The sequence below is a fragment of the Microbacterium sp. Root1433D1 genome, from assembly GCF_001426835.1.
Classification (GTDB): domain Bacteria; phylum Actinomycetota; class Actinomycetes; order Actinomycetales; family Microbacteriaceae; genus Microbacterium; species Microbacterium maritypicum.
On record NZ_LMFN01000002.1, the window covers coordinates 939,223 to 962,795 of the forward strand.

A 23,573-nucleotide genomic window follows, 5' to 3' on the forward strand; every position below is an offset into this window, starting at 1 on the left:
GCCATCCTGCCGTACCGAGCAGGAGGCGTGCGTGCGCTACATGCGCTCCGGCGCCGAGACTCCGAGGAGGTCGAGCCCGTTGCGCAGCACCTGGCCGGTGGCGTCGTTGAGCCACAGGCGGGTGCGGTGCACGCTCTCGATCGGGTCGTCGCTCAGCGGGATCACGCGGCAGTTGTCGTACCAGCGGTGGTACAGGCCGGCGAGCTCCTCGAGATAGCGGGCGACGCGGTGGGGTTCGCGCACCTCGGCGGCGAACGCCACGATGCGCGGGAACTCCTGCAACGCGCCGAGCAAGGCGCTCTCGCTCTCGTGCGTCAGCGTCTCCGGCGCGAACTCGGAGCGATCGATGCCCGATTGACCGGCGTTGCGGGCGACGTTGTACGTGCGCGCGTGGGCGTACTGCACGTAGAACACCGGGTTGTCGTTCGTGCGCTTCTGCAGCAGCTCGGGGTCGAGATCGAGCGGAGAGTCCGCAGGTGAGCGCTCCAGCGAGTACCGCAGCGCATCGGTGCCGAGCCAGTCGAGCAGGTCGTCCATCTCGATGATGTTGCCCGCGCGCTTGCTGAGACGGGCCCCGTTGATCGAGACCATCTGGCCGATCAGCACCTCGACGTTCTTCTCCGGGTCCTCCCCCGCCGCACCGGCGATGGCCTTGAGGCGGTGCACGTAGCCGTGGTGATCGGCGCCGAGCAGGTAGATCTTGTTCTGGAAGCCGCGGTCGCCCTTGTTCAGGTAGTAGGCGGCGTCGGCGGCGAAGTACGTGTACTCGCCGTTCGAGCGGCGGATGACGCGGTCTTTGTCGTCGCCGAAGTCGGTGGTGCGCACCCAGACGGCGCCCTCGTCATCGAACACGTGGCCCTGCTCGCGGAGGCGATCGACGGCCTGATCGATCAGGCTCGTTCCGGAAGCATCCTTCGCGTGCAGCGTGCGCTCGGAGAACCAGACGTCGAACGGCACGTTGAAGCGATCGAGCGAGCTCTTGATCTCGGCGAGCTGGAACCCGTAGGCGAGTTCGAGTGCGACGCTCGACTGCTCGGCGTCGGGGAGTGACAGCAAGTCGGGACGCGCTTCGAGAACGCGACCGGCGAGGGTCGTGATGTACTCCCCCGGATAGCCGCCCTCGGGTGTCGGCTCGCCCTTGGCCGCGGCCAGGACCGAGACGGCGAAGCGCTCCATCTGCGCGCCCGCGTCGTTGATGTAGTACTCGCGGACGGCGTTCGCACCGCTGGCGAGGAGCAGGCGCACGATCGAGTCGCCGAGAGCTGCCCAGCGCGTGTGGGCGATGTGCAGGGGTCCGGTCGGGTTCGCCGAGACGAACTCGACGTTCACGCTGACGCCGGCCTGAGAGGTGTTCGTGCCGTACGCGGAGCCGGCATCGACGATGACCTTCGCCAGTGCACCGGCGGCAGCGGCATCGAGGCGGACGTTGATGAACCCCGGGCCTGCGACCTCGGCGCTCGCGATGCCGTCGACGGCGGCGAGGCCGTCGACGATCTGCTGTGCGAGCTCGCGCGGGTTCGTACCGAGCGGCTTGGCCAGGCGCATGGCGATGTTCGAGGACCAGTCGCCGTGGTCGCGGTTGCGGGGGCGCTCCAGCACGATGTCGGATGCGGAGAGCTCCAGCGGCTCGCCGGGACGTCGTTCCTCGGCGATCGGTGCGAGGACGGCGAGGAGGGCTGCGGCGAGGGTTTCGGGGTTCATAGCCTCCCCAGTTTACGGGGCCGGAAGACCTCGGCCGACGGCGCGGACGACGACGAATTTGCGTTCGGCCTCCGGTGATCTACTCTCATGCCATGAAGCCGCCCACCGCCCGACGCCGTGTGGGTGCGGCTGGCATCGTCGCCGGGCTTCTGCTCGCCGTCGCAGCCGTGGTTCTCGGGGTGTGGCGTCCGTGGATCCCCGCACCGGCGACGACCCCGATCAGCGCCGCCGCCGATGGCGCATCCGAGACGTCCACGGTCATCGCACCGGCACCGCTCGTGCTGCCGGAGAAGCCCACGGTGCTCGTCTTCGGGGACTCGTGGACCTACGGCTCTGCCGCGACCGTCCCGACCCTCGGCTACGCCTACCTCCTCGCCGACCTCCTCGGCGGCGAGACGATTGTGGACGGCGTCCGCGGGAGCGGATATCTCAAGCCCGGACTCGACGGCCCCACCTTCGGAGAGCGCATCGCCGCGCTCGACCCGTCCGCCACGCCCGACCTGGTCATCATCCAGGGATCGATCAACGACCGTGCACAGGGCGTCGCCGGCTACCGCGACGCCGTGAACGCCGCGTGGGACACGTTGGCCGCCACGTACCCGCAGGCGACGATCGTGGTGCTCGGTCCCGCTCCGCACGAGCTCCCCGTCGGAGCGGCCACCGCACGCATCGACACCGATCTCTCCGCGCTCGCCGCCGCACGCGGCTGGTGGTACATCTCCCCCATCGCCCAGGAGTGGATCACCGCACAGAACTACCTCGACGTGATCGACGTGGAGGTGGGGCGCAGGCATCCCTCCACGAACGGGCACCGCTACCTGGCGGAGAGACTCGCGGCCGCCCTCGATGAACTGCGCACCGCCCCGGTCACCGAGGCCGGTGGGTCGGAGTCCACCCCCGACGAGTGATATTGTCGATCGGTACGCCTCCGTAGCTCAGTGGATAGAGCGCCGGTTTCCGGTACCGTAGGTCGCAGGTTCGACTCCTGTCGGGGGCACAAAGGTATACGAGCAAGAGGGACCGTCCAGGTGGACGGTCCCTCTTCTGTTTCCTGCGTGCCGAGGCGCGACGCTACTAACTACCCTGCAGCGCACGAGTCGCCAGGTACTCCTCCGCTGCGGGCTCCAGCTTGAAGTCGAGCAGTTCGACAGAGTGCGCCTTCAACACCTCGCGCACCTCAGTTGGCGTTGTGCGGAAATACTCGCGACGCAGGTTGATCTGGTTGATGCGCCGGTCGGCAAAGTGCTGATGCAGCATCGCTTCGATGCTGACCGCATCGTCGGCGAAGAACAGGGCATGGACGTCGAACCGGAAGGGCACGGAGGCATCCCCGAGTTCGTTGACGCGGTCCATCGGTTCGAGACGCCGGGTGAGGCCGATCTTCACAACGTCTGGTCCGAAGGAGCCGACATTGCTGATGACGTACACGTACCCGGCGCGGATGTTCGCGGCACGGTAGTCGACGTTCTCGATGGCGTGTTCGACATCGGCGAGGCGTGCCCGCATGCGCTCCGCACCTTCGAGGTCACCGTTAGCTTCTAGGGCAGCGATAGTGTTCGCGTAGTGCCCGCGTTCCTTCTCGAGGCGCGCCTTCTCGGCGGCGAGTTCCTTCTCAGCCTTGCGCTGCTCCCGAAGCTCTTCGCGGTGCGCGCGCTCCGCTTCCTTCTCCTCTTGGACGGCACGGAGATGCCGGTTGGCGAGTTCGAGCTCGCGGAGACGAAGCTGGTGGAAGTACGACGTGATGCTCAGGTCGATCATCGTGCCGAGACGAGCGATCTGCTCCTGCGCCGTGGTGAGGCGCTTCTGAGCGGTGGCCAGGTTCCCGGCGCGGACAGCCTTGACGCAGTTCTCGGCCTCGGCGTTGTAGGAGCGGAGCATGAGCTTCGACATGTCGCGGACAAACTTCGCACCCTTGGCCGTGCTGTTGTTGAAGGTGAAGTTGCTCGTCGCCTGCGTGGCCCGGCCGGAGCGGACCGCCGTCTTGATGTCTGCGCGCAGTGCTTCGAGCTGCGTGGCCAAGGCGACCGAGTCCTCGGCGGGATGCTCGTAGTCATAGAGACCGAGCTCCTGGACCTCGACGGCTCCGCGCAGGTCCAGGAGCGAGGCTTGCGTCGAAGCGATGTCCGCTTGACGCGATGCGAGCTCCGCCGAGGCGGCTGCGACCTGCCCGCGCACGCCATCGACTTCCTGGTTCAGGTGGCGCTTCAGGTCATCGAGAGCGGCCACCTCCTGCAGCCCGTACTGGTCGATGAGCCCTTGAAGCCGGGCGACCTCCGAGCGGAGCTTCTCGGCGTGCTTGCGTGCACCGACGAGCGGGATGCTCTCGAGGACGAGCGCGTTCTGTCTTCCAGCTGCCGGAGCAGCCGCAACCGAGACCGGTTCAACGATGGGAGGGTTCTGCGCCGGGGCCGAACCGCCCGCGGGCGACGATACAAGCGCTCGAGCCTCTGCGCGGCTGCGCGCCAGCGGAGCAACGGTCTGCGCACCGGCAGCGAAGACGTGTTCCGTCCACACCGCGCCGTCCCAGTACCGTTGCTCGAACTGCCCAGACGGATCTGGATGCCAACCGGCCTGCACAGTCTGTTCAGTCACTCGCTCAACGTAGCGCACAGTCAAGTCGCGGACCGACCGCCGTTCTCTCGCGCCGACAGAGTCGATCCATGGACCACCCAAATCCGCCCGGGAGGGCCTGATTCGCGTTCCGCACAGGCTCGACAGAGCGATTCTCCGGACGCCGACTGGAGAGGGTCGCGGCTTTCGTATGTAGCCCGGAAAGGTTAGGTGGACGCGGAGTTGGCCAACCTACCGAGACCGTCACTGTGAGCACGCTGGCGGAGTCGCCCGACCTGCTCCTAGGCTGTCCCGCCCGCGACGGCGAATGGGCCAGCAATCGGATCGGCGAGATCGTACTCCCCAGCGCGCACCGCTGCGCCCGTGCGCTGGAGACGACCCTTCAAGTCGAGTCGGCTTTCGTACGCGCCATTGAGTTTCACCCAGTTGAACCCGTCGATATCCGAGATGTCTCGTGTCGATGCACTCTTGACGAATATGGTTCGCTCGCGGCCAATCCCAAACGCGAGCCCCGCTTCAAGGAGCACATTCTGTCTCGGTTGCCCGGTCGGAACGCGATCTGCGTCGCCCACCTCGGAGTAGTCATCCTTGACGCGGGCGAGGTCATCCGGTGAAAAGATCACCACGATAGCGGCGGCGCCGTCCATCCCCGCCCGCACGATGTCGTAAGTGTGAGGCTGAGTCTGCCCCGTGAGTGCCACAGCTTCCGACCAGGTCAGCATGTGTAGCCCAAGATGTTGGAGGAACTGCCTCACCACTGTCACTGGCCGTAGATCGCGACCGTGGACCACGAAGACCTTCGTCGAGTCTCGCATTACTGGACGCGCTAGCTCGGAAGGTGACGATGTCGCGGACAGCCATGACATATCGCTCGTCGAGTCCGCGGAGTCGGGCCGCGCAGCGGGCTCACGTTCCACTCGCTCGAGGGCATCAGCATCTCGACCGTCCGGGAGAGCGAAGCCGTTGTCCGTCATCTCGACCCCACGGCGGTCAAGAACGTACTGCTTGAGGTTCAGATAGGACTGGCTCCTCATAGTCGTATCTGCGTACGGGTTCTCTACGTAGAGGTAGTTCAGCATCGAGATCACGAGAGCATCAGTGTCTGACTCACCGAACATGAACGCGACGATCTGGTTCGCCCGTTCCCCCTTGTTGCCGGCCGTGGCGAGACCAAGAGACATCTCGAAAGTGTCGATTCCAGAGTGCGTCGTGTTTTCCGCGAGAGCAGCAGCGAAGTAGCGGGTGTCGGTTCGCAGGAAGAACGTAGATGGCACAGCTGAATCCTATGACGGGTGCCAAGAGCGGCTGCGGCAATTTCTGCCAGATGATCTATCCAGTATGGGGATGCTGACTAGGAGGCCTCCGCGCGACTCACCAGCACGTTCGTGGCGAATGTACTCTCGACGGCTTCGACGGCGCCCTGTACTCCCATCGTTCTCCGACAGCTGGGTTGCTCACCCTAGGCTGAGAGGCCCTACGCGCAGAAGCTATGGCGATGAGACTCGCCATCCAGGCTCCCCACCGCGCCCTCGCTTGGCCTTGTTAGCGAGCGTCGACAGCTACGGTAGGTGTCGACGACGTCGTCGCATGCTGGCATATTAGGCAAGAGCGGCGCTGAAACGAGAAGGACCGCGCAATGTTCCTTGAACGACTTACGCTGCTGAACTTTCAGAGCTTCGGGCCGACACCGACATCTATCTCGTTCGACGAGAAACTCACAGCGTTCCTCGGCGGCAACGCGACCGGCAAGACAGCCGCCAGCCAAGCACTGCTGCGCCTGTTCAGTGTCGTTGCCGAGCAGCGCGCCATCCGGTTGTCCGACTTTCACGTTCCCGCCGATGAGGAGGAAGCGCCGGTTTCACGCGAGATGCGCATCGAAGCGGTCTTCGCGTTCCCCGAACTGGACGACCCCGACTCGGATGCTGCGCAGACGGTACCGGAATTCTTCCGACACATGACCGCCGACGACGACGGGCAACTGAAGCTGCGCATCGTGTTGGAGTCAACGTGGACAGATGAAGGCCCCGCCTCCGGCACGATTCGCACCGAGCGGAAGATCGTCTACACATTCGACGATGACGTCGAAGGTCGCACCGCTCGCTTCGATGAAGCTGCACGCGAGAAGATTCAGGCCATCTACGTCCCGGCGACCCGCGACGGGGCGCGCGAGGTGACGGGCTTCCTCCGCGGCAGGCTCTGGAGGGCCAGCCAGTGGTCCGACACGTTCCGAGACCACCTCACCACCGCGGCCGATGAGCTCTCCACGAAGTTCAAGGATGAGCTGGTCGTCAAATCCGTGACAGAAGCCATCACGACCAGGTGGCAGCAACTGCACCATCTGAAGTCCGAGACAAACCCCACCTTCGAGCCAATCAACCGTGTGCTGCGCGTGATGGTCTCCAACGCGGAGATGCTGTTCGAGCCGTCCCCTACCGGGCGTACTCGGTCGGCCGGGGAGCTCAGCGATGGTCAACGCTCGCTCCTGCATATCGCTCTGACCGCAGCAACATTGGACATCGAACGTGAGATCGTGGGCGGCAAGCATCCGGACACATTCGACCTCACACCGTCGTCGCTACCGGTCCTCACGCTGCTCATCCTCGAAGAGCCGGAGAACAACCTCTCTCCGTTCTTCCTGTCCCGCGTCGTCCAGCAGCTGCTGAATGTCGCGGAGCGCGGCAGGTCCCAGACCATCATCTCCAGCCACTCGGCGAGCGTCGTGTCCCGGATCGAACCCGACCAGATCCGCCATTTCCGCCTACGCCGCAAGAAGCTGACGACGAAGGTGCGGGAAGTCCCCCTGCCTGCGCCCAACACCGACGCGGGCAAGTACTTGCGCCAGGCAGTACGTTCCTACCCCGAGCTGTACTTCGCGCGCTTCGTGGTCCTCGGCGAGGGAGAATCAGAATCCGTCGTTCTCCCCATCCTCGCCGCCGCCCGCGGCATCCACATCGACCAGTCGTTCGTCGCTGTCGTCCCGCTGGGCGGGCGTCACACCAACTACTTCTGGCGGCTCCTCGACGGCCTCGGTATCCCGTACGCGACGCTCCTGGACCTCGACTTCGGTCGGGCAGGCGGTGGCGGAGACCGCTTGAAGGACGTGTGCAACGAGCTGGAGAAGATCGGCTACGACCCGTTCGATGGAGCACCCGGAGGGGCAACGTCGGTTGCCGACCTCAAGGGTCTCGACACCATCCAGAAGATCGCACCGTGGCTCACGCATCTCCGGAGGTACGGGGTGTATTTTTCAGCTCCCCTCGACCTGGACATGCGTCTGCTCATGGAGTTCCCGGACGCCTACCGCGTCAAGGTCCCCGGAGGCCGCGGCCCGATGTCAAAGACGATCCCGCGGTCTGCTGTCCTCGGCGCTGCGGACGTTAGGCCCAACGTCGCTCTGTGGGATCGTGCCGCCCGGATATCGGATCTTCGCTGGTACCGATACCTATTCCTGACCAACTCCAAGCCCAGCAGCCACCTCCGGGCGCTCGCTCGAGTGCCCGAAGCCGATCTCGCGAGTCTTGACGGAGGCCTCGGGAAGCTGTTGGACCGCATCGGCAAGGCGGTCGGCGACTGATGCTGGTGAGCGAGGACGACTGGGAACCCCTCGGCGAAGGCATCGACGATCTCGAAGAATCGGCCTGGGCGGCCCTGAAGGCAGGGTCCGCGTCCGTCGCGGCGGGGCCAGGCTCGGGCAAATCGGAGTTCCTTGCACAACGCGCAGGATTTCTGTTCCAGACCGGCCGCTGCCCACACCCGCAGGAGATCCTCGCGATCTCCTTCAAGAAGTCTGCCGCTTCGAACCTTCGAGACCGCGTGCAGAAGAGGCTGCCGGAGTACGCGCCCAGGTTCACCTCGATGACGTTCGACGCATTCACGAAGATGATTGTCGACCGGTTCTCCGCACTATTGCCGGCACCGTGGGCGCTGACCGAGTACCAGATCGGGTTCTCCAACGAGCGTGAGATCAAGAGCTTCCTCGACGGCATCGCCGGCTCCGCGCCCCCGCACTTGGAAGACGACATCCTGGCCATCCGCGCATTCGATTTCCTGGCCAAGTACGTCGGCGCAACCTCTCTGGATGACGATCTTCTGTCTCCGCAGACGGCCGAAGCCTATGCGGTACACGCATGGTGGACGCAGAACTACATTGGGCGCGCACGTCCGACCGTGGACTTCGTGATGCTTAACCGGCTCGCGGAACTCATCATCCGCACGAGCCCTCAGCTACGAACGGCCCTGGCCGCGACCTACCCGTTCGTTTTCGTGGACGAGTTCCAAGACACCACTTTCGCGCAGTACTCGTTCCTCAAAGAGGTCTTCGCAGGTTCTGGCGCGCAGGTCACCGCCGTCGGTGACCGAAACCAACGCATCATGGGCTGGGCGGGCGCGCTCGACGACGCGTTCTCGGAGTTCGAAGTGGACTTCACTGCCGAACCTTTCGTTCTGACCGCCAACTATCGCTCCTCGCCGGAGCTTGTGGAGCTACAGCATCGCTTCGCGAAGATCCTAAGCCCGGAGGCGAGCAAGCAGACCTCCCACGTGCTGAGTGAGACGGGTGATACACCCGCGCAGGTCTGGTCGTTCGCGGACGAGGACTCCGAAGCCTCAAAGATCGGTGAATGGATTCGGCAGGACATGGACGATTCGGGCCGGACGGCGTCCGACTACGCGATCCTCGCTCGCCAACACGTCGCACAGATGGAACCGCGATTCCGGGCAGCGTTCGAAGAACACGACCTTCGTGTCCGCAACGATGACCTCCTCGTCGGCGTGATCCGGCTGCAAGACCTTCTCAGCGACGAGCTCGCGGCCCTCCTCATGGACGTGATCCGGCTCGGAGCTTCTATCGGTGGTGAACCCGATGCCTGGATGAACGTCACCTCCACGTTGGAGGCGCTGCCCGAGCAGACGCGGCGTCGACGGGACTCGTGGGAGGACCGGTTGAGCGTGTTCCTCACCGACCTGCGGACGTGGTTCCGAGAGACGAACGAGTCGCTGCCGGCAACGACCGGTGGGACGGAGCTTGCGTCAGCCGTCCTCGACCGAGTGACGAGCTTCATCAGCATGGAGGAGCTCAGCGGCTCCCGCCGATTCGCGGAGAACCGTGACGAGGTGACTACCAAGCTCGCCGCTTTCGGGATTCGTTTGGCTTCAGTGCTGGAGGAGGCCTCGGCCTGGAACGAGGTGGCGGACGTATTCCGTCAGGACGACGCGGTGCCCCTCATGACGATCCACCGCAGCAAAGGCCTCGAGTATCACACGGTGTTCATCGTCGGTCTCGACGACGACCAGTGGTGGTCGCACGCCAACAACTCCATCGAATCCACGATGACGTTCTTCGTCGGGGTCTCCCGCGCTGCGGAACGAATCGTCTTCACCCATACGACCCATGGAGTCTCTCGCCGGAAGGTCCGCGATCTGTACAACGAGCTCGAAGAGGCTGGCGTCCCGTTCCTGGAATTGGATTGAGGGCGAGATCCGCCGGTAGCCGCACGCACCAGTAGCATGACGAACGTGCCAGAACCAGAGGACTCCGACGACATCGTCCTGCCGCCTGAGACCGAACAGCAGATCCGCCGTTTCGCAGAGCGAGCAGCTTCCCAGATGTACTCGGGCGACTCGGCTGAGATCCTCCGGAAGATCTCTCCGGCCATGGATGATCTCATGCACGGCATCCTTCAACGCCATTCTCTTCGAGAGCAGCTCGACGAGATGGGCGACCGGATCATTGCGAGCTCCCCGGCACTCGCCGAAGTACGCGAGCGCATGGATGAGGTGCTGCGCAAGAGCATCGCACCCGGCGGACAGTGGGCATCACTATTGGATTTCTCCGCCCGGGCCGCGGCCAACGCATCGTCCGATGAGAAGCTCTACCCGCCACCAGAACTGGACGGCGGGGAGAAGCCCGCAGGGCCCGCGGCACGGAAAGAGAACAGCCCTCGAGCATTCTTCGGCAAGCACGCGGTGACCGTGCGTAGCATCGACCAGTTCCTGCATGTCATCGCGACAATACAGAGCAACTACAGTGGCCGGCGCCTCGTCTGGCGTGGACAGCAGAATGCCGCATGGCCCGTGCAGAGTTCCCTGCACCGTCATCTCGTCGAGATGGAGGGCAGCGATGGATCCGAAGAGCACCTCGTCGATTACGAGCAGCGCGCATTCGCCGTCGCATCCCAGTGGGGCATTCCGACGACACCCGCGATGAGCTTCCTGTCGCTTCTGCAGCACAACGGTGCGCCAACGCGTCTGCTGGACGTCAGCGTCGACCCGAACGTCGCCAGCTGGTTTGCTGTCGAGCCTGGCCCAAAGCTCGAGTCGAAGGCCGCACGCGTCGTCGTATGGGCCCTCAAGAAGCCGGCCCCTGACTTCCCGACGGAAGATGCAACGCCGTTCTGGCACGAATGGGACTCGGAAGACCTCCGCCGAAAGCTCGACTGGGGAACAGGAACCTCGATGTGGCCGTGGTTCCCGCCGGCGGCCGGGAACGACCGCATGCGGGCGCAACGCGCGGGGTTCCTTATCGGGGCATCCAGCATCGTCACGACGCCTGTCGCGGACCTGTACTCTGAGTACTTCGGTGAGCACTGGAACACCACCGAGATCGCCAACGCCACGTCATTCCTCGGCGTGCCGGTCCCCTACGACCGACGCCCGTCACAGCACGCCGCAATCCCCGAGGACCTTAGCCGCTTCGTGCCGTTCGTCACCATCCACATCCCCCCGAGCTTCAAGCCGACGCTTCGCGACTATCTGGAGCAGACGGCAGGGCTCTCAACGGCGACAATATACCCGGACTTGATGGGTCTGGTGAAGGACCTCAAGTCGCCGACGATGGAGTATCGGGTGACGCGTACGGGAACCCACTTCCCTTAGCATTCCGGCAACGACCACGCTAAGAGCATCGACCGGACCGGAATCGGGAGTCGTCGCCGCACAAGCATTACGGAGCTGGAGGATTACGCCGGAGGTTGTGGAGGATTGACATCCGCAAGCCACGCCAATTCCGCCGAGATCACGCGGCAAAACACCTTATGCGTACAACCCACAAAGGTCGTACGGGTCACGTCCGTGAGCCCGTACATGAAGTTCTTCATCACGAGAGAAGCCGCCTGATTCCAGGCGGCTTCTGTCGTTCGTGCTCCGTGGTGCGGGGGGCTACTCCGTCAACCACCGTGCGGTGTATCCGAGAGCTTCACTCCCCTCGAGCAACACGACGTCTCCGTTCGAAAGCCGTGAGCACTGGTGCCCCGTCACGGCTTCGATGCCGAGCCGCAACAGGGTCCCGTGAGCCACGACGACGGTGTCCGCGTCGTCGCGGAGAAGCTCTCTCAGCGCGCTGGCGGCGCGGTCGGCGGTGGCAGCGACGGATTCTGCGTCGGGATAGTTCTGGTCGGGCCATCGCTCCCACGCTTCGGTGACCTGCAGACCGTCGGCCTCACCGTAGTGACGTTCGACGAGGCCGTCATGCACGCGGTACTCCGCATGGGGCATGTGCCTACGGATGATCTCGGCCGACTGCGAGGCACGTCGCAGCGGAGACGAGACGATCCGTGTCCAGACCGCCGTCGCCAGCAGACGACCGGCCGCTTCGGCTTGGGCTTCGCCGACCGGATCGAGAGCGATGTCGGACTGCCCCTGCATTCTGCGCTCGCGGTTCCATGCGGTGCGGCCGTGCCTGACCAGTGCGAGGGTCATGCCGACATCACCGCCTCGCGCTCGGGCGCGTCTTCCACAGCCTGCGGGTAGACCACCGCATCCGTGATGTGGACGGAGACGGCGTCTCCGACCCGGTGCCGGCTGCCGTGGGTGCGCACGCGCAGATGCGTGCCGTGCCAGTCCACGACGACGTCGCTGCCGTCCGGTGTGAAAAGCGAGGAGCGGACGGTGGCATCACCGCCGGGAGTGAGGGTGACGGCGGCCGGAAGCACGGCAGCGGTAGCCCGCGCGGCATTCGCCACTCCAGGGCAGGGCACGGTCAGCGGGTGGTCGCCGGCGGAGAACAGGCCCTCGGTGACGCGCCCGTCGACCAGCGTCGCGTCGGAGAGGAACTTCGCGACGAACGGACTGTCGGGGCGGGCGAGCAGGTTCGACGGGGTGTCGACCTGCTGGATACGGCCCCCATCCAGCACCGCGACCCTGTCGGCGAGTGCGAGAGCCTCGGAGCGGTCGTGGGTCACGTGCACGACGGTCAGCCCCATCTCCCGGGTGAGGGTGTGCAGCTCGAGGCGAAGCCGGTCACGCAGCGGCTCGTCGAGGGCGGAGAGCGCTTCGTCCAGCAGGAGCACCCGGGGGCGGGCGACCAGCGCCCGGGCCAGGGCGACACGCTGCCGCTGCCCGCCGGAGAGGGTCGCCGGGTCCCGGCGCTCGTAACCGGCGAGTCCCACGAGGTCGAGCGCTTCGCCGACACGGGTGCGGCGCTCGGCGAGGGGCACCTTGGCGCGTCGCAACGGATATTCGACGTTGCGACCCACGTCCCAGTGCGGCCAGACCGCATGCTGCTGGAACACCATCCCCAGCTGGCGCTGCTCCGGCGGCACGGCGACACCGGGACCGGCGATGACGCGGTCATCGAGCAGGACACGGCCTGCTGTGGGAGTCAGGAACCCGGCGATACTGCGCAGCAGCGTCGTCTTCCCGGATCCCGAAGGGCCGACGAGAGCGAGGAACTCCCCGTCCGCGACCTGCAGGTCGACGTCGGCGAGGCCGACGGCACCGGAGCGGTATCGCAGAGAGACGTGTTCAAGTGTGACGGAGGCCATGGGCACCCTTTCTGTTACTTCGTCTTCGGGATCGCGAACCCGATGACAGCGAGTCCGAGCACGGCCACGATGAGCGACCATGCGGCGGCGGTGCTGAAGGCACCCGCCTGCTGAAAGCTGAAGATCGCGACGCCGAGGGTCTGCGCCCCTGGCGACAGCAGGAGTACCGAGAGCGTGAGCTCGCGCACGGCGGTGACCGCGACGATCACCGCGCCGGAGAGCGCGGCCGGTGCCGCCATCCGACAGGAGATGTCGATCAGGGCGCGCACCCGTGTCGCGCCGCCGATCCGCGCCGCCTCTTCCGCACTGGTCGGTGTCGAGGAGAGCGGAGCGGCGACGGCCTGCACGACGAGCGCTGTGAACGAGGTGACGTAGGCGGCGAGGATAAGCCACGGCGTGTTGAACAGCCCCAACGCGGGTGCGAGCACCAGCCATGCGACCGCGATGACGATGCCGGGGACGGCCTGCGGCACCACGGCGACGGCCCCCAGCGCTCGGTTGGCTCGGCTCGGCACCCGCGCCACGAGCAGCCCGATGGCCAGACCCACGACGCCGCAGATCACGGCCGCCATGATGGCGAGCATCACGGAGTTCGCCGCCCCCTCCAGCGCGTTGCGCGTGGTGAGCGCGCGGACGAGGTGGTCGAGGGTGAGGTTGTCCCAGGTGAGCGGCACGCCGGGAGCACTCAGCAGCGTCTGCGTGAGCAGGGCGAAGAGCGGGAGGACCGTGATGAGGAGCACCACGAGCCACATCGCCACCCCCAGTCCCCCACGGGCGCGGCCCAGGGAGACGCGTTCGACCACGGCGCTCGACGAATCCAGCTCCCACCCGCGCCGACCGACCATGGCGTCGGCGACGAGGGCGAGGACCGCCAGGATCAACAGGACGACGCCGATCGTCGCGACCACGGCCAGCGGGTCCTCGACGGTGCCCGACTGCAGGTAGCGGTAGACGAGGGTTGCGAGGGTGGTGAAGCGTTCAGGGAGCCCGATGATCGACGGGATTCCGAAGTCGGCGAGGTTCCCGACGGCGATCAATACGAACGATGACAGCAGCGCCGGCCGTAGCAGAGGGATCGTCACCGAGGTGAGCGCTCGCACGGGACCTGCGCCTCCGACCCGCGCGGCCTGCTCCAGGTCGGTGGGGATACGGCGCAACGCCGCGGAGACGATGAGCATGGCGATGGGATAGCTGTGGATCGTGAGCAGCGCGATGACGCCGTCCGCCCCGTAGATCGACCAGAGCGGTCCGCCGAAGATGTCTCGCCACCACAGGTTCAGCGGACTCGTGGGGCCGGCGACTCCGAGCCATGCGATGGCGCCGACGAACGGGGGCATGAGCAGTGGGCTCAGAGCGAGCAGGCGAAGCGCCGACCGCCCCGGCAGGTCGGTGCGATCCAGGAGCACGGCGAAGACAGTGCCGACCACGACGGCCAGCACCGCCGACACTCCGGCGGAGAGCAGGCTGTTCGCTCCGGCTTCGAGGACGTCGCCCTGGAGGAGCACCTCCGCCTGCTGCCCGCGGCTCGCCAGCACGAGGATCGCGCCGATGGGGAGCAGGATGAACGCGCCGCACGCCAGCCACAGGACGAGGGTGAGGATGCTGACGCCGTCGAGCCTCCGGCGCCCGCCACCGCGGGCCCGGCGCGATGCCGGACCCGCGGCGAGAGTGGAGATCTCGGTCATTTAGAGGAACAGCGAGCGGAAGGTCTCGACCGCAGCGTCCTGCGTGCTGCGGATGGTCTCGAGGTCCGGGGAGAGGATCTCGATGTCGTCCATCGACGGGGCGCCCTCGGGCGTGCCGACGTCGGAGCGCACCGGCAGGTACGACTGCTCGACGGCGAGCTCCTGGCCGGCGGCGCTCACCAGGAAGTCGACGAAGGCCTTGGATGCTGCCTCTTCGTCGGTGTCGGCGAAGATACCGACCGGCTGGGACACGTACGGCACGCCCTCGCTCGGGTACGACACGGCGATGGGCGACCCCTGTGCGGCGAGCTCGCGGACCAGGTAGTCCACCACGATGCCGACGGGCTGCGCGCCCGTGGCGACGGCCTGAGACACGGGGCCGTTGCTGTCGGCGATGACCGGGCGGTTCTCGGCCAGGGCCGTCATCCACTTCTCACCCAGTTGGTCGTCGTCCAGCCACACGGCGGCGTTGTACGCCGCTGCCCCGGACACGTCGGGGTTCGGCATCACGATCTTGTCGGCGTACTCGGCGTCGGTGAGGTCCTTCCACGACTCGGGTGCCTCGGTGATGATGCCGGTGTTGTACGCGATGACGGTCGGGATGATCCTGGTGCCGGTGTAGAAGCCCTCGGGGTCGACGACGTCGGGATTCAGGGCGTCTACGTCCGTCGGCGTGTACTTCAGCAGAAGGTCGTCGGCGGCGTACCCCTCGAAGGTGCCGGCGTCGGCGGCGAGGAACACGTCGGCCTGGATACCACCGGACTCCTGCTCGGTCGCGACTCGAGTGGTCAGGTCGCCGGTGCCGGCGCGGAACACCTCGACGGTGATCTCGGGGTGGACCTCGTTGAAGGCGGCGACAAGTTCATCGGCCTTCTCCTGCGGCTCGGAGGTGTACAGCGTGATGGTCGCCGGCTCCAGGGCTGCGGCGGACTCCTCGGGCGTCGCGGCGGGAGCCGGCGTCGAGGAGCAGCTGGCGAGGGCGAGTGCGGCGACGCCGAACAGTGCCACGGGAGCGGTCTTGCGGAGGAATGACATGGTGTCCAATCAGGGTTCAGGTGGAGATGACGGAGGAGAAGATCGGTGCGGGCGAGTCGAGCCCGACGTTGGTGACGGCGACGCCGCCCGGCAGCAGATGCACGAGGGAGAACATCGCCAGGTCATGGCCGCTGACGCGGTTCGGGCCGGCGTCCATCACCTGGTGATAGGCCAGCGAGGGACCGACGAAGACGGGGATGCCGCGCAGGGTCGCGGACAGCGGGTGATGGAAGTGCCCGGCCAGAACCGCCCGCACGTCCGAGCCGGCCATGGCGTCGAGGAAGTCGTCCGCGTCCCGCAGCCCCGCCTTCGCCAGTGTCGGCAGCGGAGAGCCCAGCGGCGCATGGTGAACAGCGACGACCGTGCCGAGGCCGTGCGGAGTGCGCAGCACGTCGCGGAGCCACGCCCGCTGGTCGACTCCGAGCTCGCCGCGAGACGAATCCAGGATGATGAAGCGGAGCTCGTCGACGATGTGCACTCTGTGGTGGGTCTGCTCGTGGCCGCGCAGCACCCGCGCGGCCTCCGGCTCATCGTGATTGCCGAGCGCGGTGAGCACCGGGACACCGGCGATCTCAGCGAGCTCGTCGAACGCCTCGCGCAGTGCCGGATAGGCATCCGCGTTCCCCCGCTGCACCAGGTCGCCGGTGACCACGACCGCCTCCGGTGTGATCCCGGCGTCGCGCAGGTACGCGCCGACGGCGCGCAGGCGAGCGAACCCGTCCACGGTGTCGTACAGAAGGCCGCTGCTCATGGCATGGACATCGCTGAGGTGCAGCACCGTCAACCGACCGGTCGCGCGACTCATGCCGACACCCCTTCCTTGCGGCGCAGCGCCGCGAGCTGATCGGAACGGAGACCGTGTGCGCGGAGGTACTCCTCCGCCCCGCCGAACTCGCGGATGACCGCCAGCGCGTGCACGATGGCCTCCGGGGGGCTCTCCAGGTGCAGGCGCAGAACATCGGCGCGTTCCCGGGCTTCGACAGAGGCGGCGATGCGCTCGGCATGCTCCCCTCGCACCGGACGCACCTGTGGTGCGGAGAGCACGTAGTCCGCGACCACGTCGCCCTCGCTCGCCCCCGCGGCGAAGCGCGCCAGCGCGACGACGAGGCCGGTGCGGTCCTTGCCTGCGGTGCAGTGAACCAGGGCTGCGCCCTCCGCATCCGCTATGGCTCCGACCGCCGCGGTCAGCGCGCGCCCTCGGCTTCGCAGCAACCCCTCGTAGATCTCCTCGAGGGTGCCCGTCGCCGGGGGCTCGGTGCCGTAGACCGGGACGGACGCCGAAGGGATGCCGTGGACGACGGCTTCGCTCTCCGCGGGCTCGCGCAGGTCGACGATCACACTCACCCCGAGCGCGATCAGGAGCTTCTCCCCCGCTTCGCTCAGCGCTTCGGGCGCACCGGAGCGGACCAGCCATGGCCTCCTGGTGTCACTCGCCCGGACGTTGAAGAGCCCGTCCACATCAATCGCCAGCATGAGACCGTCCCGCCGTTACATGTATTTCGAACCACACGAAACGTCATTACAGTCGGGGTACGTCACCGTCTGCTGACCCGGCGATGACGCCCGGCTGGCCGGGAGGTGAACGGTCGGGTGCGCTACTCCTCGGCGATCGCTTCAGCGACGACGTGACGCATACCCGCAGCGTCCGACGGGGCCACATCGCTGGCGAGGGCCGAGTGCAGCGCATGCAGCACGACGGTGTGTCCGATTCGCGCGAGGAAAGGGTCGACATCGTGCGTCAGGGCTGCAGGGCCCGTCGCGACGACGATGTCGGCGGTGCGCCCGATGGGCGAACGAGCGAAGCTGGTGACGACGGCGACGCGTGCTCCGCGGTCCGCAGCGGCAGCGCAGGCACGGAGCGTCTGGACGTTCGCACCGGAGTAGCTCAGCCCGAAGCACAGGTCGTCCTCGGTCAGGCTGTTGACGGCGAACTGCTGGGCGAGCGGGTCGACGGGCGCCTCCACCGGACGCCCCAGGATGCTGAGACGCATCGCGAAGTCCTGCAGCGGCGGCCCGGAGAACCCGTTGCTGACCAGCACCACGCGGCGGGCATGACGCAGCGCCGTCGCGGCCTCCTGAAGGAGCACCGGATTCACGCTGTCTTGGGCGAGGCGCACCGCTTCCACGGCGTCATCGAAGGTGTCGGAGGTGACATCGTCTTCCCGGGGACGCAGGGGCGTCGAGCGAGCGAGTTCCAGACGGAGGTGCTGGAAACCTCGGAAGCCCAGGCTCTGGCATGCGCGGATCACGGTTGCCGTCGACGTTCCCGCGGCCTGGGCGAGTTCGGCCGTCGACCACATGACGACCTCCGCCGGCCGCTCCAGTATCAGCGCCGCGACTCGCGACTCACTGGGCCCGAGCAGGGACGACGAGGCACGCACACGAGCGAGCACGCTGAGATCAGGGCGGGAGATGACCATGGCTTCCTCACCGGCGCACACGTCGGAATGCACCTGCATGGAATGTAGCGCCCGAAGTCGAACGGAGAGGAAACTCCGTCGCGTCCCTCAGACCTCGGCCTCTTCGGGGCGGGCGCGCACCGTGGCCGATCCGAGGGACACGGTCGCCAGCAGCCCGAGCGCGAGGAACCCCGCGGCCGTCCACGCCGCATAGCGCGTGCCCTCGGAGAAGGCCGCCTTCGCATCCTCAGCCGCGTCGGCCGTCGCAGCGTTCGCCTCGAGCCCGCTGATCGCCGCTCCCGCGCTGTCCACGACGGCCGAGACGATCTGGTCACGCTGCGCGGCGGGCACGCCCCGCTCGTCGAGCGAGGAAGCGAGGATTCCAGCCGTGCTGGTGAACAGCACCGTGCCGAGCAACGCGACGCCGAGAGCGGCGCCGATCTGCCTCGAGGTGGACTGCGTGCCGGATGCGGCCCCACTGTCCGCGACCGGGACCTCGGCGAGCACGACTCCTGTCAGCTGGGCGGTGGCAAGGCCCACGCCGAGCCCGTAGACGAACAGGAACGGGATGAGCGGTCCCCACGAGGCGTCGGGCCCGATCACGAACCCCACCCCCGCGACACCGACGATCTCTGCAATGAGGCCCACACGTACCACCCACACCGGAGCGATCTTCCCGCTCGCGGCGCCGGCGACACCGCTGGCGAGGAACGAGCCACCCGCCAGCGCCAGCAGGAGCAACCCGGTCTGCACCGCTTCGAATCCGAGGACGAACTGCAGCCAGAGCGGGAGTGCGAGGATGATGCCGAACTCGCCCAACGACACCACGGCCGCCGCGATGTTGCCGTTGCGGAAGGAGGAGATCGAGAACAGCCGCAGCGCCAGCAGCGTCGACTTTCCCGTGCGCTCGCGGTAGCGGCCCCAGAGGATGAACCCGATGACGGCGATGACGGCGACCGCGAAGAGCAGGGGTATCGGCGACAGCTCCCACGGCCACGCCCAGTCGCCGATCTGCGGACGCGTATCGATGAGCCACCAGCCGTATGTCCGCCCCTCGATGAGGCCGAACACGAGGCTCCCCATCGCCACGATGGAGAGCGCGGCACCGACGACATCGACTCTGCTGATGCGATCGCTGCGAGATTCCGCCACCGTCAGCAGCACGCCGATCACGATGATGATGCCGAGGGGGATGTTGATCCCGAACGCCCACCGCCACGAATACGCAGTCGTGAGCCACCCGCCCAGGAGAGGGCCGACAGCAGCCATACCACCGATCGTCGACCCCCACACGGCGAAGGCGATCCCTCGCTCGCGTCCTCGGAAGGTCGCATTGATGATCGAGAGCGTCGTGGGCAGGATCATCGCTCCACCGACGCCCTGGGCCAGACGCGCGAGGATCAGCATCCCCCCGTCCGGCGACAGCGCAGCGAACACCGACGACAGGGCGAACACGACGACGCCGATGAGCATCACCCGCCGCCGGCCGAAGCGATCGGCGAGGCTGCCGAACACGAGCAGCAGGGAGGCGAAGACGAGGGTGTACGACTCCTGCACCCACTGCACCTCGGTCGAGGTGATGCCGAGGTCCTCCACGATCGCAGGGATCGCCACGTTGACGATCGTCGAGTCGACGATGATCAGCGAGACCGCGATGCTGATGAAGACGAGCCCGAGCCACCGCAGGCGCACGTACCGTTCCATGATCGCTAGCTTAGTTAGCTAAATGGGATTCGGGTAGGTGTGGTCTCCGCGGAGCGCAGATAGATCTCAGCAGCGCACGGCTAGGCTGGACGCGTGCCCCTCCTCTCGATCGCCGGCTCGACGCGTGCCCCGCACCGTCTTCGCTCGGCGACCCCGATGAGGGAATGGATGCGGGTCATCCTGCACCCGGGCACGAACGGGTGGACCAGTGTGTGGGGCACGCTCTCGCACGGCGAGATCGCCGGCTGCCCGCCGCCACGGAACTAGACCACGCCTCGAACGGGGCGGTGGTCTTCTGCGCCATTCACCCCTTCTCGCGTGAGGTCTTTCCGTGTCCCCGAATTCATCACCTGCCCGTTTCTCCCTCGCCCCGCATGCGCTGTGGCAAGGCATCCGCTCCAACGCCCGCAGCGACGTCCTGGGCGGCTCCCTCCTGCTGGCGGCGACGTTCGCGGCCCTGATCCTGGCCAACAGTCCTGCCGCCTCCTGGTACGAGTCCGTGCGCGACTTCACGTTCGGCATCCCCGAGCTGCACCTCGAGCTCAGCATCGGCGCGTGGGCGGCCGATGGGCTTCTGGCGATCTTCTTCTTCGTCGTCGGCCTCGAGCTGAAGGAGGAGTTCGTCGCCGGGCGGCTGCGCGACCCGCGCCGGGCCGCCCTGCCGATCGCCGCAGCCGTGGGCGGCGTCGTGGTGCCCGCGCTCATCTTCGTCCTGATCAACGCGGGCAGCGGAGCCGATGCGCTGCGCGGGTGGGCGATCCCCACCGCGACCGACATCGCGTTCGCGGTCGCGGTGATCGCCGTGGTCGGCAAGTTCCTCCCCCCGGCGCTGCGTGTGTTCCTGCTGACCCTGGCGATCATCGACGACCTGATCGCGATCACCATCATCGCGACGTTCTACACCGACTCGATCAGCTTCCCGTGGCTGATCCTCGCCCTGCTGCCGCTGGCCGGGTTCGCCGCGCTCGTCGCGAAGGGTGTCCGCGCATGGTGGCTGCTGCTCCCGCTCGCCATCGCCGTGTGGGTGTGCATCCACGCATCCGGTGTGCACGCGACCGTCGCGGGTGTGCTGCTCGGTTTCGTCGTCCCCGTCACGGCGACCGAACGCGCCAGGGTCCGCACCGGCAGCGACGATGAGGGCCTCCCCGTCTACGACGGCATGGCCGCCCACTTCGCCGACCGCTGGAGCGTCGTGGCCACGCTGTTCGCCGTTCCCGTCTTCGCTTTCTTCGCCGCCGGCGTCACGGTCGGCGGGTGGGACGGACTCGTCTCCGCGTTCTCCGACCCGATCACGATCGGGATCGTCGTCGGACTCGTCGCCGGCAAGCCGATCGGCATCCTTGTCACGACCTTCCTGCTGAGCCGATTCCCCGCACTGCGGCTCGACGAGACGCTGCGCTGGCCGGATCTGACCGGTATGGCCTTCCTCGCCGGAATCGGCTTCACCGTCTCCCTGCTCGTGGGAGAACTCGCCTACGGGTCGAGTTCCGTGGCGGACGAGCATGTGAAGATCGGGGTGCTCGTCGGATCCTTCGTCGCCGCGATCCTGGGTGGAGTGATCCTCGCCCGACGCAACGCACGGGGACGCCGCGAGCATGAGAGCACGGCAGCAAAGGTCTAGCGGGACCATCGTCGCGCCGCGGGTCCCTTCGGGGCACGCCGTCTCCCGCTGGTACTGCGTACCGATTCGCGGGAAGCTGGGGCATGAGGTTTCTCCGCCTGCTGTGGCGCTATCCGGCCATCACCACCACCGTTCTCGTGTTCGTCGGCGTGCTGGTCCTCCACGCCGTCGACGCCACGGTCGCCGGTCGATGGATCGCCACCGGCTACGTGGCGGCGTTCGTCGTCTGGACCCTCGTCGGGATGGTCCGCGATGTGCTCCGCGGTCACGTCGGGCTCGACATCCTCGCCGTGGTGGCGATGGTGGCGACTCTCGCCGTCGGGGAGTACATCGCCTCGCTCATCATCGTGCTGATGCTCTCCGGCGGAGAGGCTCTCGAGGACTTCGCCGGCCGCCGCGCGACGCGTGACCTGTCCGCCCTGCTGGATCGCTCTCCGCGCATCGCGCACGTGCTCCTGCGCCCGCAGTCCGCGGATTCGGATGAGGTCAGGGATCTGCCCGTCGACGAGGTGGCCATCGGCGACGTTCTGCTCGTGCGTCCGGCGGAGATCGTGCCCGTCGACGGCGAGCTGCTCACCGAGACCGGGACTTTCGATGAGTCCTCGCTGACCGGCGAGAGCATGCCCGTGACCCGCGAGTCCGGGGGCGAGGTGCTCTCCGGCGCTATCAACGGAAGTCGGGCCGTGCGGATCAGAGCCGTGCGCACGAGTTCGAACAGTCAGTACCAGCAGATCGTCGCGCTCGTGCATGCGGCGGAAGACTCCCATGCCCCCGTCGTACGACTCGCGGACCGCTTCGCCATCCCGTTCACCGCGGTCTCGCTCGTGCTGGCCGGAACCGCCTGGGCCCTTTCCGGGGATGCGACGCGCTTCGCCGAGGTACTCGTGCTCGCCACGCCGTGCCCACTCCTGATCGCCGCACCGGTCGCGTTCCTCGGCGGCCTCTCCCGCGCGGCGAAGACCGGGGTGATCATGAAGGGTGGCGCCGTGATCGAACAGATCGCCCGCGTGCGCTCGGCCGCGTTCGACAAGACCGGCACGCTCACGCAGGGACGACCGGAACTCGTCGCCGTCCGCCCGGCGGAGGGCTTCGACGAGGATGAGATCCTGCAGCTCGCCGCCTCTGCGGAGCAGTACTCGACGCACGTGCTCGCCGAAGGCATCCGTCGCGCTGCGCACGCGCGCGGACTCGCGCTCCGCAGTGCTTCCGAAGCCCGGGAGGAGGCCACGAACGGCGTCGTCGCCGAGATCGACGGCCGATCGGTCGTGGTCGGCAAACCGGCCTACGTGGCCGCACTCGCGCCCGACACCGTGCGGGCGACGCTGGAGCTGAGCCAGGCCGCGGCCTACGTCGCGGTGGACGGACGCTTCGCCGGGGTGCTGGTGCTCGCCGACCACCCGAGGCCCGAAGCCGCGGCCGTCGTCTCGTGGCTGCGCACGCACGAGGTGGACCGCGTGGTCATGCTCACGGGCGACGTCGGCCCGACGGCGGAGTCGGTGGCCCACCAGGTGGGCATCTCCGAGATCCACGCCGAGCTGCTCCCGCCAGAGAAGGTCGCGCTCGCCGCTGAGCTGCAACCGCGCCCGGTCATGATGGTCGGCGACGGCGTCAACGACGCCCCCGTGCTCGCCGCCGCCGACATCGGCGTGGCCATGGGGGCGAAGGGCGCGACCGCGGCCGGGGACGCCGCTGATGTCGTGATCCTCGTCGACTCGCTGGCGAAGCTCGTCGACGCCGTCGCGATCGGCCGTCACACCCTGCGGGTCGCGCTCACCGCGATCTGGATCGGCATAGGACTGAGCATCGGACTCATGATCGTGGCGATGACCGGACTCATCCCCGCCGTCGTCGGTGCGCTCGTCCAGGAGCTCGTCGATCTCGCGACGATCCTCTACGCGCTCCGCGCCCTGAGCGGCCCCTCCACGGTGCTTCCCGCAGCGCCGGCCCGCCCGAGCACGAGGACCGAGGCGGTGGCTCCGCAGCGCGCGGACTGACGAGCCACCGCTCCCATGCTCGGGTCACCCCCAGAGACCAGCGGCTCAGCGGTGCTTCGCCGCCGCCGACGACCCCGGCCCCGGGGGGAACCGGCGCCTCAGCA

General features: G+C 67.2%; 18 protein-coding genes and 1 tRNA gene. 8 read left to right on the plus strand and 11 right to left on the minus strand.

Going from position 1 to position 23,573, the window contains the following annotated elements; all coding sequences use genetic code 11:
- Positions 1-36 precede the first annotated feature (36 nt).
- Entirely contained in the window at positions 37-1,701 is a 1,665-nt protein-coding gene (gene argS / locus ASD13_RS10415; RefSeq protein ID WP_055869016.1) for an arginine--tRNA ligase, read from the minus strand.
- Between the two features lie 92 nt (positions 1,702-1,793).
- Between argS and ASD13_RS10420 the strand changes: the two genes are divergently transcribed.
- Together ASD13_RS10420 and ASD13_RS10425 are read left to right on the plus strand one after the other, a co-directional pair.
- Entirely contained in the window at positions 1,794-2,609 is an 816-nt protein-coding gene (locus tag ASD13_RS10420; RefSeq protein ID WP_055869180.1) for an SGNH/GDSL hydrolase family protein, read from the plus strand.
- A 16-nt stretch (positions 2,610-2,625) separates the two neighbouring features.
- Positions 2,626-2,698 (plus strand) — tRNA-Arg (locus ASD13_RS10425).
- Positions 2,699-2,775: 77 nt separating this feature from the next.
- On the opposite strand, the gene ASD13_RS10430 is transcribed toward ASD13_RS10425, so the two are convergent.
- Positions 2,776-4,293 carry a DUF4041 domain-containing protein gene (locus ASD13_RS10430; protein WP_235562521.1) on the minus strand — a complete coding sequence of 506 codons (1,518 nt, stop codon included), beginning with the start codon at positions 4,291-4,293 and terminating at the stop codon, positions 2,776-2,778.
- A 260-nt stretch (positions 4,294-4,553) separates the two neighbouring features.
- On the minus strand, positions 4,554-5,546 hold the full coding sequence (locus ASD13_RS10435; protein ID WP_055869017.1) for a TIR domain-containing protein: 993 nt from the start codon (positions 5,544-5,546) through the stop codon (positions 4,554-4,556).
- 362 nt (positions 5,547-5,908) lie between these two features.
- Here ASD13_RS10435 and ASD13_RS10440 point away from each other — a divergent pair, with 362 nt between their 5' ends.
- From ASD13_RS10440 to ASD13_RS10450, 3 genes are all read left to right on the plus strand, one after another.
- Positions 5,909-7,846, plus strand: a complete 1,938-nt coding sequence (locus tag ASD13_RS10440; RefSeq protein WP_055869018.1) for an ATP-dependent nuclease — start codon at positions 5,909-5,911, stop codon at positions 7,844-7,846.
- Between the two features lie 5 nt (positions 7,847-7,851).
- Complete coding sequence (locus ASD13_RS10445) at positions 7,852-9,741, plus strand: UvrD-helicase domain-containing protein (RefSeq protein WP_162246288.1); 1,890 nt, start codon at positions 7,852-7,854, stop codon at positions 9,739-9,741.
- A 183-nt stretch (positions 9,742-9,924) separates the two neighbouring features.
- Positions 9,925-11,145, plus strand: coding sequence for an FRG domain-containing protein (locus tag ASD13_RS10450; protein WP_162246289.1), 1,221 nt, complete (start codon positions 9,925-9,927; stop codon positions 11,143-11,145).
- 282 nt (positions 11,146-11,427) lie between these two features.
- Here the strand turns inward: ASD13_RS10450 and ASD13_RS10455 are convergent, their stop codons facing one another.
- The 8 genes from ASD13_RS10455 to ASD13_RS10490 all read right to left on the minus strand — a co-directional run bounded on the left by ASD13_RS10455 (position 11,428) and on the right by ASD13_RS10490 (position 19,854).
- Positions 11,428-11,967, minus strand: coding sequence for a histidine phosphatase family protein (locus tag ASD13_RS10455; protein ID WP_055869021.1), 540 nt, complete (start codon positions 11,965-11,967; stop codon positions 11,428-11,430).
- Positions 11,964-13,031: an ABC transporter ATP-binding protein gene (locus tag ASD13_RS10460; protein WP_055869022.1), complete on the minus strand. Its 1,068-nt coding sequence runs from the start codon at positions 13,029-13,031 to the stop codon at positions 11,964-11,966. The genes ASD13_RS10455 and ASD13_RS10460 overlap by 4 nt, the downstream gene beginning before the upstream one ends.
- 14 nt (positions 13,032-13,045) lie before the next feature.
- Positions 13,046-14,716, minus strand: coding sequence for an ABC transporter permease (locus ASD13_RS10465; protein ID WP_200942473.1), 1,671 nt, complete (start codon positions 14,714-14,716; stop codon positions 13,046-13,048).
- Positions 14,717-15,751 carry an ABC transporter substrate-binding protein gene (locus ASD13_RS10470; protein WP_055869023.1) on the minus strand — a complete coding sequence of 345 codons (1,035 nt, stop codon included), beginning with the start codon at positions 15,749-15,751 and terminating at the stop codon, positions 14,717-14,719.
- Positions 15,752-15,767: 16 nt separating this feature from the next.
- Positions 15,768-16,556 (minus strand): metallophosphoesterase family protein, encoded by a 789-nt coding sequence (locus ASD13_RS10475; RefSeq protein WP_055869024.1) that lies wholly within the window; start codon positions 16,554-16,556, stop codon positions 15,768-15,770.
- A complete protein-coding gene (locus ASD13_RS10480; protein ID WP_055869025.1) occupies positions 16,553-17,224 on the minus strand; it encodes a tyrosine-protein phosphatase in 672 nt (223 codons plus the stop codon). The genes ASD13_RS10475 and ASD13_RS10480 overlap by 4 nt, the downstream gene beginning before the upstream one ends.
- Before the next feature lie 122 nt (positions 17,225-17,346).
- The gene (locus tag ASD13_RS10485) at positions 17,347-18,210 is read right to left on the minus strand and encodes a MurR/RpiR family transcriptional regulator (RefSeq protein WP_235562524.1); all 864 of its coding nucleotides are present in this window, start codon (positions 18,208-18,210) and stop codon (positions 17,347-17,349) included.
- Between the two features lie 48 nt (positions 18,211-18,258).
- Positions 18,259-19,854 carry a DHA2 family efflux MFS transporter permease subunit gene (locus ASD13_RS10490; protein WP_055869026.1) on the minus strand — a complete coding sequence of 532 codons (1,596 nt, stop codon included), beginning with the start codon at positions 19,852-19,854 and terminating at the stop codon, positions 18,259-18,261.
- Between the two features lie 93 nt (positions 19,855-19,947).
- Between ASD13_RS10490 and ASD13_RS17385 the strand changes: the two genes are divergently transcribed.
- The 3 genes from ASD13_RS17385 (at position 19,948) to ASD13_RS10500 (ending at position 23,469) form a co-directional block, all read left to right on the plus strand.
- Positions 19,948-20,121: a hypothetical protein gene (locus tag ASD13_RS17385; RefSeq protein WP_017831028.1), complete on the plus strand. Its 174-nt coding sequence runs from the start codon at positions 19,948-19,950 to the stop codon at positions 20,119-20,121.
- 64 nt (positions 20,122-20,185) lie between these two features.
- Positions 20,186-21,475, plus strand: a complete 1,290-nt coding sequence (gene nhaA / locus ASD13_RS10495) for a Na+/H+ antiporter NhaA (RefSeq protein WP_055869027.1) — start codon at positions 20,186-20,188, stop codon at positions 21,473-21,475.
- 83 nt (positions 21,476-21,558) lie between these two features.
- Positions 21,559-23,469: a heavy metal translocating P-type ATPase gene (locus ASD13_RS10500; RefSeq protein WP_055869028.1), complete on the plus strand. Its 1,911-nt coding sequence runs from the start codon at positions 21,559-21,561 to the stop codon at positions 23,467-23,469.
- The last annotated feature ends 104 nt before the right edge of the window (positions 23,470-23,573 follow it).